14 protein-coding genes are annotated in these 17378 nt (G+C 55.3%); all 14 read left to right on the top strand.

What is annotated here, in order from left to right; all coding sequences use genetic code 11:
- Window positions 1-219 precede the first annotated feature (219 nt).
- The 14 genes from rpoB to rpsC all read left to right on the top strand — a co-directional run bounded on the left by rpoB (window position 220) and on the right by rpsC (window position 17369).
- Window positions 220-4293: a DNA-directed RNA polymerase subunit beta gene (rpoB, locus tag BFP95_RS01275; protein ID WP_065872588.1), complete on the top strand. Its 4074-nt coding sequence runs from the start codon at window positions 220-222 to the stop codon at window positions 4291-4293.
- Window positions 4294-4357: 64 nt separating this feature from the next.
- Window positions 4358-8557 (top strand): DNA-directed RNA polymerase subunit beta', encoded by a 4200-nt coding sequence (gene rpoC, locus BFP95_RS01270; RefSeq protein WP_049711295.1) that lies wholly within the window; start codon window positions 4358-4360, stop codon window positions 8555-8557.
- Window positions 8558-8774: 217 nt separating this feature from the next.
- The gene (gene rpsL / locus BFP95_RS01265; RefSeq protein ID WP_002555494.1) at window positions 8775-9146 is read left to right on the top strand and encodes a 30S ribosomal protein S12; all 372 of its coding nucleotides are present in this window, start codon (window positions 8775-8777) and stop codon (window positions 9144-9146) included.
- Between the two features lie 118 nt (window positions 9147-9264).
- Complete coding sequence (gene rpsG / locus BFP95_RS01260) at window positions 9265-9735, top strand: 30S ribosomal protein S7 (RefSeq protein WP_002555493.1); 471 nt, start codon at window positions 9265-9267, stop codon at window positions 9733-9735.
- A gap of 30 nt (window positions 9736-9765) precedes the next feature.
- Window positions 9766-11871 carry an elongation factor G gene (gene fusA, locus BFP95_RS01255; RefSeq protein ID WP_065909022.1) on the top strand — a complete coding sequence of 702 codons (2106 nt, stop codon included), beginning with the start codon at window positions 9766-9768 and terminating at the stop codon, window positions 11869-11871.
- 30 nt (window positions 11872-11901) lie between these two features.
- Window positions 11902-13095, top strand: a complete 1194-nt coding sequence (gene tuf / locus BFP95_RS01250; protein WP_003176426.1) for an elongation factor Tu — start codon at window positions 11902-11904, stop codon at window positions 13093-13095.
- Window positions 13096-13254: 159 nt separating this feature from the next.
- Entirely contained in the window at window positions 13255-13566 is a 312-nt protein-coding gene (rpsJ, locus tag BFP95_RS01245) for a 30S ribosomal protein S10 (RefSeq protein WP_003186070.1), read from the top strand.
- 81 nt (window positions 13567-13647) lie between these two features.
- Entirely contained in the window at window positions 13648-14283 is a 636-nt protein-coding gene (gene rplC / locus BFP95_RS01240) for a 50S ribosomal protein L3 (RefSeq protein ID WP_003194649.1), read from the top strand.
- A 12-nt stretch (window positions 14284-14295) separates the two neighbouring features.
- Complete coding sequence (rplD, locus tag BFP95_RS01235; protein ID WP_049711296.1) at window positions 14296-14898, top strand: 50S ribosomal protein L4; 603 nt, start codon at window positions 14296-14298, stop codon at window positions 14896-14898.
- Window positions 14895-15194, top strand: a complete 300-nt coding sequence (rplW, locus tag BFP95_RS01230) for a 50S ribosomal protein L23 (protein ID WP_002555488.1) — start codon at window positions 14895-14897, stop codon at window positions 15192-15194. The genes rplD and rplW overlap by 4 nt, the downstream gene beginning before the upstream one ends.
- Window positions 15195-15208: 14 nt before the next feature.
- Window positions 15209-16033, top strand: coding sequence for a 50S ribosomal protein L2 (gene rplB, locus BFP95_RS01225; protein ID WP_003176423.1), 825 nt, complete (start codon window positions 15209-15211; stop codon window positions 16031-16033).
- A 16-nt stretch (window positions 16034-16049) separates the two neighbouring features.
- The gene (gene rpsS / locus BFP95_RS01220; protein WP_003232420.1) at window positions 16050-16325 is read left to right on the top strand and encodes a 30S ribosomal protein S19; all 276 of its coding nucleotides are present in this window, start codon (window positions 16050-16052) and stop codon (window positions 16323-16325) included.
- An 11-nt stretch (window positions 16326-16336) separates the two neighbouring features.
- Window positions 16337-16669, top strand: coding sequence for a 50S ribosomal protein L22 (gene rplV, locus BFP95_RS01215; protein WP_003103908.1), 333 nt, complete (start codon window positions 16337-16339; stop codon window positions 16667-16669).
- Between the two features lie 13 nt (window positions 16670-16682).
- The gene (rpsC, locus tag BFP95_RS01210) at window positions 16683-17369 is read left to right on the top strand and encodes a 30S ribosomal protein S3 (RefSeq protein WP_003176422.1); all 687 of its coding nucleotides are present in this window, start codon (window positions 16683-16685) and stop codon (window positions 17367-17369) included.
- The last annotated feature ends 9 nt before the right edge of the window (window positions 17370-17378 follow it).

The raw sequence follows: 17378 nt of genomic DNA, 5'->3' as shown, positions 1-17378 counted from the left end.
GCATCGACCTTGCGTCTCCAGCCCACGCGTCAAGCTGAAGGCTGATGGCTGGTGGCTCTTGCCACCGGCCTTTTTCCGTTCTTGGCTGTCGACTCGGTCGCCGCCATGAACGCGCTGTAGCCACCCGATGCGGTGGTGCAAACCATGGGGTTTGCAAGATTTTCTGGCTGCTCCCGTCGGGAGGGCCAAACAAGCAGGTGACCAAGCTGGGGAACGCTGATGGCTTACTCATATACTGAGAAAAAACGTATCCGCAAGGACTTTAGCAAGTTGCCGGACGTCATGGATGTCCCGTACCTTCTGGCTATCCAGCTGGATTCGTATCGTGAATTCTTGCAGGCGGGAGCGACCAAAGATCAGTTCCGCGACGTGGGCCTGCATGCGGCCTTCAAATCCGTTTTCCCGATCATCAGCTACTCCGGCAATGCTGCGCTGGAGTACGTCGGTTATCGCCTGGGCGAACCGGCATTTGATGTCAAAGAATGCGTGTTGCGCGGTGTTACGTACGCCGTACCTTTGCGGGTAAAAGTCCGCCTGATCATTTTCGACAAAGAATCGTCGAACAAAGCGATCAAGGACATCAAAGAGCAAGAAGTCTACATGGGCGAAATCCCACTGATGACTGAAAACGGTACCTTCGTTATCAACGGTACCGAGCGTGTAATCGTTTCCCAACTGCACCGTTCCCCGGGCGTGTTCTTTGACCACGACCGCGGCAAGACGCACAGCTCCGGTAAGCTCCTGTACTCCGCGCGGATCATTCCGTACCGTGGTTCGTGGTTGGACTTCGAGTTCGACCCGAAAGACTGCGTGTTTGTGCGTATCGACCGTCGTCGTAAGCTGCCGGCTTCGGTACTGCTGCGCGCGCTTGGCTATACCACTGAGCAAGTGCTGGACGCCTTCTACACCACCAACGTATTCAGCCTGAAGGATGAAACCCTCAAGCTGGAGCTGATCGCATCGCGTCTGCGTGGTGAAATTGCCGTTCTGGACATCCAGGATGAAAAGGGCAAGGTCATTGTTGAAGCCGGCCGCCGTATTACCGCGCGCCACATCAACCAGATCGAAAAAGCCGGTCTCAAAGAGTTGGAAGTGCCGCTGGACTACGTCCTGGGCCGCACTACCGCCAAGGTCATCGTTCACCCGGCGACAGGCGAAATCCTGGCTGAGTGCAACACCGAGCTGAACACCGAGATCCTGGCCAAAATCGCCAAGGCTCAGGTCGTTCGCATCGAGACCCTGTACACCAACGACATCGACTGCGGTCCGTTCATCTCCGACACCCTGAAGATCGACTCCACCAGCAACCAATTGGAAGCGCTGGTCGAGATCTATCGCATGATGCGTCCTGGCGAGCCGCCAACCAAAGACGCTGCCGAGACTCTGTTCAACAACCTGTTCTTCAGCCCTGAGCGCTATGACCTGTCTGCGGTCGGCCGGATGAAGTTCAACCGTCGTATCGGTCGTACCGAGATCGAAGGTTCGGGCGTGTTGTGCAAAGAAGACATCGTTGCGGTCCTGAAGACTCTGGTCGACATCCGTAACGGCAAAGGCATCGTCGATGACATCGACCACCTGGGTAACCGTCGTGTTCGCTGCGTAGGCGAAATGGCCGAGAACCAGTTCCGCGTTGGCCTGGTGCGTGTTGAGCGTGCGGTCAAAGAGCGTCTGTCGATGGCCGAAAGCGAAGGCTTGATGCCGCAAGACCTGATCAACGCCAAGCCAGTGGCTGCGGCGGTGAAAGAGTTCTTCGGTTCCAGCCAGCTCTCGCAGTTCATGGACCAGAACAACCCGCTTTCCGAGATCACCCACAAGCGCCGTGTCTCTGCACTGGGCCCGGGCGGTCTGACCCGTGAGCGTGCTGGCTTTGAAGTTCGTGACGTACACCCGACGCACTACGGTCGTGTTTGCCCGATCGAAACGCCGGAAGGTCCGAACATCGGTCTGATCAACTCCCTGGCTGCCTATGCGCGCACCAACCAGTACGGCTTCCTTGAGAGCCCGTACCGCGTGGTGAAAGACGCACTGGTCACCGACGAGATCGTGTTCCTGTCCGCCATCGAAGAAGCTGATCACGTGATCGCTCAGGCTTCGGCCACGATGAACGACAAGAAAATGCTGATCGACGAACTGGTCGCTGTTCGTCACTTGAACGAGTTCACTGTCAAGGCGCCGGAAGACGTCACCTTGATGGACGTATCGCCGAAGCAGGTAGTTTCGGTTGCCGCGTCGCTGATCCCGTTCCTGGAACACGATGACGCCAACCGTGCGTTGATGGGTTCCAACATGCAGCGTCAAGCTGTACCCACCCTGCGTGCTGACAAGCCGCTGGTAGGTACCGGCATGGAGCGTAACGTAGCTCGTGACTCCGGCGTTTGCGTCGTGGCTCGTCGTGGCGGCGTGATCGACTCCGTTGATGCCAGTCGTATCGTGGTTCGTGTTGCCGATGACGAAGTTGAAACTGGCGAAGCCGGCGTAGACATCTACAACCTGACCAAGTACACCCGCTCCAACCAGAACACCTGCATCAACCAGCGTCCGCTGGTGAGCAAGGGTGATCGGGTTCAGCGCAGTGACATCATGGCAGACGGTCCTTCCACCGATATGGGTGAGCTGGCACTGGGTCAGAACATGCGCATCGCGTTCATGGCCTGGAACGGTTACAACTTCGAAGACTCCATCTGCCTGTCCGAGCGTGTGGTTCAGGAAGATCGCTTCACCACGATCCACATTCAGGAACTGACCTGTGTGGCGCGTGACACCAAGCTTGGGCCAGAGGAAATCACTGCAGACATCCCGAACGTGGGTGAAGCTGCACTGAACAAGCTGGACGAAGCCGGTATCGTTTATGTAGGTGCTGAAGTAGGCGCAGGCGACATCCTGGTCGGTAAGGTCACTCCGAAAGGCGAGACCCAACTGACTCCGGAAGAGAAGCTGCTGCGTGCCATCTTCGGTGAAAAAGCCAGCGACGTTAAAGACACCTCCCTGCGCGTACCTACCGGTACCAAGGGCACCGTGATCGACGTACAGGTCTTCACCCGTGATGGCGTTGAGCGTGATGCTCGTGCACTGTCCATCGAGAAGACCCAGCTCGACGAGATCCGCAAGGACCTGAACGAAGAGTTCCGTATCGTTGAAGGCGCGACCTTCGAACGTCTGCGTTCCGCCCTGGTAGGCCACAAGGCTGAAGGCGGCGCAGGTCTGAAGAAAGGTCAGGACATCACCGACGAAATCCTCGACGGTCTCGAGCATGGCCAGTGGTTCAAACTGCGCATGGCTGAAGACGCTCTGAACGAGCAGCTCGAGAAAGCCCAGGCTTACATCGTTGATCGTCGCCGTCTGCTGGACGACAAGTTCGAAGACAAGAAGCGCAAACTGCAGCAGGGCGATGACCTGGCTCCAGGCGTGCTGAAAATCGTCAAGGTTTACCTGGCAATCCGTCGCCGCATCCAGCCGGGCGACAAGATGGCCGGTCGTCACGGTAACAAAGGTGTGGTCTCCGTGATCATGCCGGTTGAAGACATGCCGCACGATGCCAATGGCACCCCGGTCGACGTCGTCCTCAACCCGTTGGGCGTACCTTCGCGTATGAACGTTGGTCAGATCCTTGAAACCCACCTGGGCCTTGCGGCCAAAGGTCTGGGCGAGAAGATCAACCGTATGATCGAAGAGCAGCGCAAGGTCGCGGACCTGCGGAAGTTCCTGCACGAGATCTACAACGAGATTGGCGGTCGCAACGAAGAGCTGGACACCTTCACTGACCAGGAAATCCTGGATCTGGCGAAGAACCTGCGCGGCGGCGTTCCAATGGCTACCCCGGTGTTCGACGGTGCCAAGGAAAGCGAAATCAAGGCCATGCTTAAACTGGCAGACCTGCCAGAAAGCGGCCAGATGCAGCTGTTCGACGGCCGTACCGGCAACAAGTTTGAGCGCCCGGTTACTGTTGGCTACATGTACATGCTGAAGCTGAACCACTTGGTAGACGACAAGATGCACGCTCGTTCTACCGGTTCGTACAGCCTGGTTACCCAGCAGCCGCTGGGTGGTAAGGCTCAGTTCGGTGGTCAGCGTTTCGGGGAGATGGAGGTCTGGGCACTGGAAGCATACGGTGCTGCTTACACTCTGCAAGAAATGCTCACAGTGAAGTCGGACGATGTGAACGGTCGGACCAAGATGTACAAAAACATCGTGGACGGCGATCACCGTATGGAGCCGGGCATGCCCGAGTCTTTCAACGTGTTGATCAAAGAAATTCGTTCCCTCGGCATCGATATCGATCTGGAAACCGAATAACACGTGACGCGAATCGAGAGCGGGGCTGTTTAGCCCGCTCTCTGCTCCGCCAGGAGGAAAGGCCTTGAAAGACCTACTGAATTTGCTGAAAAACCAGGGTCAAGTCGAAGAGTTCGACGCCATCCGTATTGGATTGGCATCGCCTGAGATGATCCGTTCGTGGTCGTTCGGTGAAGTTAAAAAACCGGAAACCATTAACTACCGTACGTTCAAACCTGAACGTGACGGCCTGTTCTGCGCCAAGATCTTTGGCCCGGTTAAGGATTACGAGTGCCTGTGCGGTAAGTACAAGCGCTTGAAGCACCGTGGTGTGATCTGCGAGAAGTGCGGCGTTGAAGTCGCACTGGCCAAGGTTCGTCGTGAGCGCATGGCTCACATCGAATTGGCTTCGCCGGTTGCCCACATCTGGTTCCTGAAATCGCTGCCGTCCCGTATCGGCTTGCTGATGGACATGACCCTGCGTGATATCGAACGCGTTCTCTACTTCGAGAGCTATGTCGTTATCGATCCAGGCATGACCACCCTTGAAAAAGGTCAGCTGCTGAACGACGAACAGTACTTCGAAGCGCTGGAAGAGTTCGGCGACGATTTCGATGCCCGCATGGGTGCCGAAGCTGTCCGTGAGCTGCTGCACGCTATCGACCTGGAACACGAGATTGGCCGTCTGCGTGAAGAGATTCCGCAAACCAACTCCGAAACCAAGATCAAGAAGCTGTCCAAGCGTCTGAAGTTGATGGAAGCCTTCCAGGGTTCCGGCAACTTGCCAGAGTGGATGGTGCTGACCGTTCTGCCGGTTCTGCCGCCAGACCTGCGTCCGCTGGTACCGTTGGACGGTGGTCGTTTCGCGACGTCCGACCTTAACGACCTGTACCGCCGCGTGATCAACCGTAACAACCGCTTGAAGCGCCTGCTCGATCTGTCCGCTCCGGACATCATCGTGCGCAACGAAAAGCGTATGTTGCAAGAAGCTGTCGATGCCTTGCTCGATAACGGTCGTCGTGGCCGCGCCATTACCGGTTCCAACAAGCGTCCTCTGAAATCCCTGGCTGACATGATCAAGGGTAAGCAAGGTCGTTTCCGTCAGAACTTGCTCGGTAAGCGCGTTGACTACTCCGGTCGTTCGGTAATTACCGTAGGCCCGACTCTGCGTCTGCACCAGTGCGGTCTGCCTAAGAAGATGGCACTTGAGCTGTTCAAACCATTCATCTTCGGCAAGCTGGAAATGCGCGGTCTCGCGACCACCATCAAAGCGGCCAAGAAAATGGTCGAGCGCGAACTGCCAGAGGTTTGGGACGTTCTCGCAGAAGTGATTCGCGAACACCCGGTTCTCCTCAACCGTGCACCGACCCTTCACCGTCTGGGTATCCAGGCGTTTGAACCGGTATTGATCGAAGGTAAGGCTATCCAGCTGCACCCTCTGGTCTGTGCTGCGTACAACGCCGACTTCGACGGCGACCAAATGGCCGTGCACGTACCGCTGACACTGGAAGCCCAGTTGGAAGCGCGTGCGTTGATGATGTCGACCAACAACATTCTGTCGCCAGCCAACGGTGAGCCAATCATCGTTCCGTCGCAGGACGTTGTATTGGGTCTGTACTACATGACCCGTGAAGCGATCAACGCCAAAGGCGAAGGTCGTGTGTTCGCTGACCTGCAAGAAGTTGACCGTGTGTTCCGTGCCGGCGAAGCCGCACTGCATGCCAAGGTTAAAGTGCGGATCAACGAAACCGTAAACGACCGTGACGGTGGCAGCGTGAGCGGCACTCGTATCGTCGACACCACTGTCGGCCGTGCGCTGTTGTATCAAGTTGTGCCAAAAGGTCTGTCGTACGACGTCGTCAACCTGCCGATGAAGAAAAAGGCGATCTCCAAGCTGATCAACCAGTGCTACCGCGTGGTTGGTTTGAAAGAGACCGTGATCTTCGCTGACCAGTTGATGTACACCGGTTTTGCGTATTCGACCATCTCCGGCGTTTCCATCGGTGTTAACGACTTCGTTATCCCTGATGAAAAAGCTCGCATCATCGCGGCTGCAACCGATGAAGTGAAAGAGATCGAAAGCCAGTACGCCTCGGGCCTGGTAACACAGGGCGAGAAGTACAACAAAGTGATCGACCTTTGGTCCAAGGCCAACGACGAAGTGTCGAAGGCGATGATGGCTAACCTCTCGAAAGAGAAGGTTATCGACCGTCATGGCGTAGAAGTCGATCAAGAGTCGTTCAACTCGATGTACATGATGGCCGACTCGGGCGCACGGGGTTCTGCTGCGCAGATCCGTCAGCTCGCCGGTATGCGTGGCCTGATGGCCAAGCCGGACGGTTCCATCATTGAAACGCCGATTACTGCGAACTTCCGTGAAGGTTTGAGCGTACTTCAGTACTTCATCTCGACTCACGGTGCTCGTAAAGGTCTGGCGGATACCGCGTTGAAAACCGCTAACTCCGGTTACCTGACTCGTCGTCTGGTAGACGTTGCGCAAGACTTGGTTGTGACTGAAGTTGACTGCGGTACCGAACACGGTCTGCTGATGACTCCGCACATCGAAGGCGGCGACGTTGTAGAACCGTTGGGTGAGCGCGTATTGGGCCGAGTCATTGCCCGTGACGTATTCAAGCCGGGTACCGAGGAAGTTATCGTTCCTGCTGGTACCCTGGTGGATGAAAAGTGGGTCGAGTTCATCGAACTCAACAGCATCGACGAAGTGATCGTTCGCTCGCCGATCAGCTGCGAAACCCGCTACGGCATCTGCGCCAAGTGCTACGGCCGTGACTTGGCTCGTGGTCACCAGGTGAATATCGGTGAAGCGGTCGGCGTTATCGCTGCCCAGTCCATCGGTGAGCCGGGTACCCAGCTGACCATGCGTACGTTCCACATCGGTGGTGCGGCAAGCCGGACCTCCGCAGCTGACAGCGTTCAGGTGAAGAATGGCGGTACTGTCCGTCTGCACAACCTGAAACACGTTGAGCGAGTGGATGGCTGCCTGGTTGCTGTGTCCCGTTCCGGTGAGCTGGCAATCGCTGATGACTACGGTCGTGAGCGTGAGCGTTACAAGCTGCCGTACGGTGCTGTGATTTCGGTTAAAGAAGGTGACAAGGTCGACGCTGGCGCAATCGTGGCCAAGTGGGATCCGCACACTCACCCAATCGTTACCGAAATGAAAGGTACCGTGACCTACGTGGGCATGGAAGAAGGCATCACGATCAAGCGTCAGACTGACGAATTGACCGGTATGACCAACATTGAAGTACTCGACGCGAAAGATCGTCCAGCTGCCGGTAAAGACATCCGTCCTGCCGTTAAGATGGTCGATGACAACGGCAAGGATCTGTTGCTGCCAGGCACTGACGTAATCGCTCAGTACTTCCTGCCAGCCAACGCCCTGGTCGGTGTAGCGGATGGTGCGAAGATCGCGATCGGTGATGTTATCGCGCGTATCCCGCAAGAAACTTCGAAAACCCGTGACATCACCGGTGGTCTGCCGCGTGTTGCCGACTTGTTCGAAGCTCGTCGTCCGAAAGAAGCGTCGATTCTGGCTGAAGTCAGCGGCACCATCGCGTTCGGTAAAGAAACCAAAGGCAAGCGCCGTCTGGTTATTACCCCGAACGACGGTAGCGATCCGTATGAAGAGCTGATTCCGAAGTGGCGTCACCTGAACGTCTTCGAAGGCGAACAGGTAAACCGCGGCGAAGTTATCTCCGACGGCCCGAGCGATCCACACGACATCCTGCGTCTGCTGGGTGTGAGTGCGCTGGCCAAGTACATCGTTAACGAGATCCAGGACGTTTATCGCCTGCAAGGCGTGAAGATCAACGATAAGCACATCGAGACCATCCTGCGTCAGATGCTGCGTAAAGTTGAAATCGCTGAATCCGGCGATTCCAGTTTCATCAAGGGCGACCAGATGGAACTGACTCACGTACTGGTAGAGAACGAGCGTCTGGCTGGCGACGAGAAATTCGTTTCCAAGTTCACTCGTGTGTTGCTGGGTATCACCAAGGCGTCGTTGTCCACTGAGTCGTTCATCTCGGCGGCCTCCTTCCAGGAGACCACTCGCGTACTGACCGAAGCAGCGGTAACCGGCAAGCGCGATTACCTGCGCGGCCTGAAAGAAAACGTGGTTGTGGGTCGTTTGATCCCGGCCGGTACCGGTTTGGCTTACCACAGCGAGCGCAAGCGCCGCCGTGATGCTGACAAGCCGCTGCGCGTGAGCGCCAGTGAAGTGGAAGCTGCACTGACCGAAGCGCTGAACTCTAGCGGTAACTGAGTTCTGCGATTAATAAGTCTGGGCCCTGGCAGCCCCCATTCGTCGGATCGAGGCAGTTTTGCCCCGGTTCGATGAGCGGGGATGTCGGGGCCTTGCCTTGACTGGGGACAAGATCCTCTTTAGACTCTTGTACCCCTAAATTTGGCGGGAATTCGTTCCTGCCATTTTGCTTTTCTTGCAAGACAATAGCGTCGCAAGACAACAGTGGAGCTAGTAGATGGCAACTATCAACCAGCTGGTACGTCAGCCGCGTAAGCGTATCGTCGAGAAATCCGACGTGCCTGCGCTGCAGAACTGCCCGCAACGTCGTGGCGTATGCACTCGCGTGTATACCACTACGCCGAAAAAACCTAACTCGGCACTGCGTAAAGTATGCCGTGTGCGCCTGACCAACGGTTTCGAGGTTTCCTCGTACATCGGTGGTGAAGGTCACAACCTGCAAGAGCACAGCGTGGTACTGATCCGCGGCGGTCGTGTAAAAGACTTGCCAGGTGTTCGTTACCACACCGTACGCGGCTCCTTGGATACTTCCGGCGTTAAAGGTCGTAACCAGGGTCGTTCGAAGTACGGTACCAAGAAGCCTAAGTAGTAGCGGCTTTTTGTAAAACTGAATCATCTTATTTTCTGAGTCGATAAGAGTAAGGTCGGAGCCGTCCCGAAAGGGCGCTAATTCCGAGCGAACCTGAAGACCGTTTGAGGGCTTATCCATGCCAAGAAGACGCGTAGCAGCCAAGCGCGAAGTGCTTGACGATCCAAAATACGGAAGCCAAATTCTGGCCAAGTTCATGAACCACGTGATGGAAAGCGGCAAGAAAGCCGTTGCCGAGCGTATCGTTTATGGCGCGCTGGAAAAGGTTAAAGAACGCAAGAACAGCGACCCCCTGGAAATCTTCGAGAAAGCTCTCGACGCCATCGCTCCGCTGGTCGAAGTGAAGTCGCGCCGTGTAGGCGGTGCTACTTACCAGGTTCCGGTTGAAGTTCGTCCGTCCCGTCGTAACGCTCTGGCAATGCGCTGGTTGGTAGACTTCGCCCGTAAGCGCGGCGAGAAGTCTATGGCCCTGCGTTTGGCTGGCGAACTGTTGGACGCTGCTGAAGGTAAAGGTGCTGCTGTTAAGAAGCGTGAAGACGTGCACCGTATGGCTGAAGCTAACAAAGCTTTCTCGCACTACCGCTTCTAATCTTAGCTTCACTAATTTTGCGAGGGCTTTATGGCTCGTACTACTCCGATTAGCCGTTACCGTAACATCGGTATCGTTGCTCACGTGGATGCTGGTAAAACCACCACCACCGAGCGCGTACTGTTTTACACCGGCAAAAGTCACAAGATGGGCGAGGTGCATGACGGCGCCGCGACCACAGACTGGATGGTTCAGGAGCAGGAGCGTGGTATTACCATTACTTCTGCTGCTATTACCGCCTTCTGGAAAGGTTCCGAGAAGCAGTACAAAGATGAGCACCGCTTCAACGTAATCGATACCCCGGGCCACGTAGACTTCACCATTGAAGTTGAACGTTCCCTGCGCGTACTCGACGGCGCTGTCGTTGTGTTCTGCGGTACCTCGGGCGTTGAGCCTCAGTCGGAAACCGTATGGCGTCAAGCCAACAAATACGGCGTTCCACGTCTTGTTTACGTAAACAAGATGGACCGTGCTGGTGCGAACTTCCTGCGCGTGATCGGTCAGATCAAGCAGCGTCTGGGTCACACCCCGGTGCCAATCCAGTTGGCTATCGGTTCCGAAGACAATTTCCAAGGCCAGATCGATCTGCTGACCATGGAAGCTGTTTACTGGAACGACGCTGACAAAGGTATGGTTCCTGTTCGCAAGCCTATCCCTGCTGAACTGCAGGAACTGGCTGACGAATGGCGCAACAACATGGTTGAAGCTGCGGCCGAAGCCAACGAAGAGCTGATGAACAAGTACCTCGAAGGTGAAGAACTCACCAACGTGGAAATCAAGGCCGCTCTGCGTCAGCGTACTATCGCTGGTGAGATCGTCTTGGCTGTTTGCGGTTCCTCGTTCAAGAACAAGGGTGTTCCCCTGGTTCTCGATGCTGTGATCGACTACCTGCCGGCACCAGTTGATATTCCTGCCATCAAGGGTACTGACCCGGATGACGAGACTATCGAGCTGGAGCGTCATGCAGACGACGCAGAACCGTTCTCCGCTCTGGCATTTAAAATTGCCACTGACCCATTCGTGGGTACCTTGACCTTCGTCCGCGTTTACTCGGGCGTGTTGAACTCCGGCGACGGCGTGATCAACTCGGTTAAAGGCAAGAAAGAGCGCGTGGGTCGTATGGTGCAAATGCACGCAAACGCCCGCGAAGAGATCAAGGAAGTACGCGCTGGTGACATCGCGGCCTTGATCGGCATGAAGGACGTCACCACCGGTGAAACCTTGTGCAACGCTGACAAGCCAATCATCCTGGTTCGCATGGACTTCCCGGAGCCGGTTATTTCGGTAGCCGTAGAGCCTAAGACCAAGGATGACCAGGAAAAAATGGGTATCGCTCTGGGCAAGCTTGCTCAGGAAGATCCATCTTTCCGCGTCAAGACTGATGAAGAGACTGGTCAAACGATCATCTCCGGCATGGGCGAGCTTCACCTGGACATCCTGGTTGACCGGATGCGCCGTGAGTTCAACGTCGAAGCCAACATCGGTAAGCCTCAGGTTTCCTATCGTGAGCGCATCACGAAGAACTGTGAAATCGAAGGCAAGTTCGTTCGTCAGTCCGGCGGTCGTGGTCAGTTCGGTCACTGCTGGATCCGTTTTGCTCCTGCTGACGAAGGTCAGGAAGGTCTGCAATTCGTGAACGAAGTAGTAGGTGGTGTTGTTCCTAAGGAATACATCCCTGCTATCCAGAAGGGTATCGAAGAGCAGATGAAGAACGGTGTTGTTGCCGGCTATCCGCTGATCGGCCTGAAAGCAACCGTTTTTGACGGTTCTTACCACGACGTCGACTCCAACGAGATGGCGTTTAAGGTGGCTGCTTCCATGGCAACCAAGCAACTGGCCCAGAAGGGCGGTGGTGAGTTGCTTGAGCCAATCATGGCGGTAGAAGTTGTTACACCTGAAGACTATATGGGTGATGTCATGGGCGACCTTAACCGTCGTCGCGGCATGATCTTGGGTATGGAAGAGACGGTTTCCGGCAAAGTGATTCGCGCCGAGGTTCCGTTGGGTGAGATGTTCGGTTATGCGACCGACGTTCGCTCCATGTCTCAGGGTCGCGCAAGCTACTCTATGGAATTCAAAAAATACAACACAGCTCCGGCGCACATCGCTGAAACTGTATCCAAAAAACAAGGCTGATTCAGTCCTTTAGGCAAGGAGTTAATTGTCGTGGCTAAAGAAAAATTTGATCGTTCCCTACCGCACGTCAACGTTGGCACCATCGGTCACGTTGACCACGGTAAAACCACTCTGACTGCTGCTCTGACTCGCGTTTGCTCCGAAGTTTTCGGTTCTGCAATCGTTGATTTCGATAAAATCGACAGCGCACCAGAAGAGAAAGCTCGTGGTATCACCATCAACACCGCGCACGTTGAATACAACTCGCTGATCCGTCACTACGCTCACGTTGACTGCCCAGGTCACGCTGACTATGTGAAGAACATGATCACCGGTGCTGCTCAAATGGACGGCGCTATCCTGGTTTGCTCGGCCGCTGATGGTCCGATGCCACAGACCCGTGAGCACATCCTGCTGTCCCGCCAGGTAGGCGTTCCGTACATCGTGGTTTACCTGAACAAGGCTGACCTGGTAGACGACGCTGAACTGCTGGAACTGGTTGAGATGGAAGTGCGCGACCTGCTGAGCACTTACGACTTCCCAGGTGACGACACTCCGATCATCATCGGTTCTGCTCGTATGGCTCTGGAAGGCAAAGACGATAACGAAATGGGCACCACGTCCGTTCGTAAACTGGTTGAGACTCTGGACAGCTACATCCCAGATCCAGTCCGTGTTATCGACAAGCCGTTCCTGATGCCAATCGAAGACGTATTCTCGATCTCCGGTCGCGGTACTGTTGTGACTGGTCGTATCGAGCGCGGTATCGTTAAGGTTCAAGATCCACTGGAAATCGTTGGTCTGCGTGACACTACCGTCACCACCTGCACCGGTGTTGAAATGTTCCGTAAACTGCTCGACGAAGGTCGTGCTGGCGAGAACTGCGGCGTTCTGCTGCGTGGTACCAAGCGTGACGACGTTGAGCGTGGCCAGGTTCTGGTTAAGCCAGGTTCGGTTAAGCCGCACACCAAGTTCGAAGCTGAAGTGTACGTGCTGAGCAAAGAAGAAGGCGGTCGTCACACTCCGTTCTTCAAAGGCTACCGTCCACAGTTCTACTTCCGTACTACTGACGTGACTGGTAACTGCGAACTGCCGGAAGGCGTTGAGATGGTAATGCCGGGCGACAACATCAAAATGGTTGTTACCCTGATCAAAACCATCGCAATGGAAGACGGTCTGCGTTTCGCTATTCGCGAAGGCGGCCGTACCGTTGGTGCTGGCGTTGTAGCTAAAATCATCGAGTAATTATCTCTTCTGAGATAGCTTCGATGTTTTGAGAAGGCCCCCGCTTAGCGGGGGCCTTTTTTATTGGGTTGACACCCATCTGGAGCGTCTATAGAATTGCGCCTCCTTTTAACGGGCGTATTGCGCTCGCTGGGAATAGCAGCCGGAGTCTGAAATCCAATGCAAAATCAGCAAATCCGTATCAGGTTGAAGGCTTTTGACCATCGCCTGATCGACCAATCCACCCAGGAAATCGTGGAAACCGCGAAACGTACTGGTGCTCAAGTGCGTGGTCCAATTCCACTGCCTACCCGTAAAGAGCGGTTCACCGTTCTGGTCTCCCCGCACGTCAACAAAGACGCGCGTGACCAGTACGAGATCCGTACTCATAAGCGCGTACTGGACATCGTCCAGCCAACGGATAAAACCGTTGATGCACTTATGAAGCTCGATCTGGCGGCCGGTGTGGAAGTACAGATCAGCCTCGGCTAAGACTTGGGTCTTAGTCGTGTAACGCTCTGAAATGGGCGGCCATAGCGGGTGAAAGCCCCGTACACTCATGAGGTTTACAACATGACTATTGGTGTAGTCGGTCGTAAATGCGGTATGACCCGTATTTTCACCGAAGAAGGTGTCTCCATTCCGGTTACGGTCATTGAGATCGAGCCGAATCGCGTCACCCAGTTCAAAACTGAAGAGACCGATGGCTATCGTGCAGTGCAAGTCACTGTCGGCGAGCGTCGTGCTTCGCGTGTGACTGCTGCTCAAGCAGGTCACTTCGCTAAAGCAAACGTTGCAGCTGGTCGCACTGTTATGGAGTTCCGTCTTGAAGACGGCGACTACCAGGCTGGCGATCTGATCAACGCTGAAATCTTCGCCGCTGGTCAACTGGTTGATGTAACCGGTCAGTCCAAAGGTAAAGGCTTCCAGGGTACGATCAAGCGTTGGAATTTCCGTGGCCAAGACAACACTCACGGTAACTCCGTCTCCCACCGCGTCCCGGGCTCTATTGGCCAGTGCCAGACTCCTGGTCGTGTATTCAAGGGCAAAAAAATGTCCGGTCATATGGGCGCTGAGCGCGTGACCGTGCAGTCCCTCGAAGTAGTGCGCGTCGACGCTGAACGCAATCTGTTGTTGGTCAAGGGTGCTGTTCCTGGCGCTACTGGCGGCAACCTGGTTGTACGTCCAGCGGCCAAGGCTCGCGGTTAAGGGGAAGCTGACATGCAATTAAATGTAAATGACGCTCAAGCGATCGAAGTTTCCGAACTGACATTTGGCGGCGAATTCAACGAGACGCTCGTTCACCAAGCAGTCGTGGCCTACATGGCCGGCGGCCGTCAAGGTAGCAAGCAGCAAAAGACCCGTTCCGACGTTCGTGGTGGCGGTAAGCGCCCTTGGCGTCAGAAAGGTACTGGCCGTGCTCGTGCCGGTACTATCCGTAGCCCAATCTGGCGTGGCGGTGGTACCACTTTCGCAGCTCGTCCACAGGATCACTCGCAGAAGCTCAACAAGAAGATGTATCGCGCAGCACTGCGCTCCATCCTTGCTGAACTCGTGCGTACCGATCGTCTGGTTGTGGTTCAGGACTTCGCTGTTGAAAGTCCAAAAACTAAAGACCTGCTGGGCAAACTGAACGACATGAGCCTGACCGACGTTTTGATCGTGTCTGAAGCTGTTGATCAGAACCTGTACCTGGCTGCTCGCAACCTGCCACACGTTGATGTACGTGACGTGCAAGGTTCCGATCCAGTTAGTCTGATCGCATACGACAAGGTGTTGATCACCGTGTCGGCCGTGAAGAAATTCGAGGAGCTGCTGGGATGAACCAGGAACGCGTATTTAAAGTTCTGCTTGGCCCGCACGTTTCCGAAAAGGCTACGGTTCTGGCTGACAAGAAAGGCCAGTTCGTTTTCAAGGTTGCAACTGACGCAACCAAGCTGGAAATCAAGAAGGCCGTCGAAAGCCTGTTCAGCGTGAAAGTAGAGCGTGTTACTACCCTGAATGTTCTGGGTAAGAGCAAGCGCACTGCTCGCGGTCTGGGCAAGCGTAATGACTGGAAGAAGGCAGTTATCTCCCTTCAGCCAGGCCAAGATCTCGATTTCAGCAGCAGTGCTGAGTAAGGAAGGGGTGCATCATGGCAATCGTTAAATGCAAACCGACTTCCCCTGGCCGCCGTTTTGTGGTCAAGGTGGTCAACCAGGAGCTGCATAAAGGCGCTCCTCACGCACCGCTGCTCGAGAAAAAATCGAAGACTGGTGGTCGTAACAACAATGGTCGTATTACCACCCGTCACATCGGTGGTGGCCATAAGCAGCATTATCGTCTGGTCGATTTCCGTCGCAACGACAAAGATGGCATCTCCGCCACTGTCGAGCGTATTGAATACGATCCAAACCGTACTGCTCACATCGCTCTGCTGCTGTACGCAGATGGCGAGCGTCGCTACATCATCGCCCCTAAAGGCGTGAGCGCTGGCGACCAGCTGATCGCAGGTGCCTTGGCGCCGATCAAGCCGGGCAACGCTCTGCAACTGCGCAACATTCCAGTTGGTAGCACCGTACACGGCATCGAATTGAAGCCAGGTAAAGGCGCGCAAATCGCTCGTTCCGCTGGTGCTTCGGCTCAGCTGATCGCTCGTGAAGGTGTCTACGTGACCCTGCGTCTGCGTTCTGGTGAGATGCGTAAAGTGCTGGCTGAATGCCGCGCGACCTTGGGTGAAGTCTCGAACTCCGAGCACAGCCTTCGTTCGCTGGGTAAAGCTGGTGCCAAACGCTGGCGTGGCGTTCGCCCAACCGTTCGTGGTGTTGCCATGAACCCGGTTGACCACCCACACGGTGGTGGTGAAGGTCGTACCTCTGGTGGTCGTCATCCGGTATCGCCATGGGGCTTCCCGACTAAGGGCGCGAAGACTCGTGGTAATAAGCGTACCGACAAAATGATCGTCCGTCGTCGCAAGTAAATAGAGGGATACGACAGTGCCACGTTCTCTGAAAAAAGGTCCTTTTATTGATCTTCACCTACTGAAGAAGATCGAAGTGGCGGCGGAAAAGAACGATCGCAAACCAGTTAAGACCTGGTCGCGTCGTTCGATGATCCTGCCACAAATGGTCGGTTTGACCATCGCTGTACACAACGGTCGCTTGCACGTCCCAGTTCTCGTGAACGAAGACATGGTCGGCCACAAACTAGGCGAGTTTGCCGGTACCCGCACTTATCGTGGGCACGTGGCAGACAAGAAAGCCAAGCGTTAAGGGGTTAGGAAATGGAAGTAGCCGCTAAGTTGTCGGGCGCTCGAATCTCCGCCCAGAAAGCCCGCTTGGTCGCCGACCAGATCCGCGGGAAGAAGGTGGGCGAAGCGCTCAACCTGTTGGCTTTCAGCAGTAAGAAAGCCGCCGAGATCATGAAGAAAGTGCTGGAGTCGGCCGTAGCCAACGCCGAGCATAACGAAGGCGCAGACGTTGATGACCTGAAGGTCAGCACCGTTTTCGTCAACGAAGGGCGTTCGCTGAAGCGCATCATGCCACGTGCCAAAGGCCGTGCTGATCGCATCGTCAAGCGGTCTTGCCATATCACTGTCAAGGTTGCTGACAAGTAACGGAGTCGAAGAGATGGGTCAGAAAGTACATCCCATTGGCATTCGCCTGGGAATCGTCAAGGAGCACACCTCCGTCTGGTACGCAGACGGTCGGACTTATGCGGACTATTTGTTCGCTGATCTGAAGGTGCGTGAGTATCTCCAAGACAAACTAAAAAGCGCGTCCGTAAGCCGTATCGATATCCATCGTCCGGCGCAAACTGCACGTATCACCATCCACACCGCTCGTCCAGGTATCGTTATCGGGAAGAAAGGTGAAGATGTTGAGAAACTGCGTCAGGACCTGACCAAGCAAATGGGTGTGCCTGTGCACATCAATATCGAAGAGATCCGCAAGCCGGAGCTCGACGGTATGCTGGTTGCGCAGAGCGTAGCTCAGCAGCTGGAGCGTCGCGTAATGTTCCGTCGCGCTATGAAGCGCGCTGTACAGAACGCCATGCGCATTGGTGCCAAAGGCATCAAAATCCAAGTGAGCGGTCGTCTCGGCGGTGCTGAAATCGCACGTACTGAATGGTATCGCGAAGGTCGTGTGCCACTGCACACCCTGCGTGCCGACATCGACTATGCCAACTACGAAGCTCACACCACTTACGGTGTGATCGGTGTAAAGGTTTGGATCTTCAAAGGCGAAGTAATTGGTGGTCGCCAAGAAGAACTGAAACCACAAGCACCAGCGCCTCGTAAAAAAGCTGCTAAGTAAGGGGTACGC

It is taken from the genome of Pseudomonas sp. 58 R 12 (assembly GCF_900005865.1).
In the GTDB taxonomy this organism is placed as follows: domain Bacteria; phylum Pseudomonadota; class Gammaproteobacteria; order Pseudomonadales; family Pseudomonadaceae; genus Aquipseudomonas; species Aquipseudomonas tritici.
Note: the sequence above shows the minus strand (reverse complement) of the source record. Positions and strands in the feature narration are given on the sequence as shown.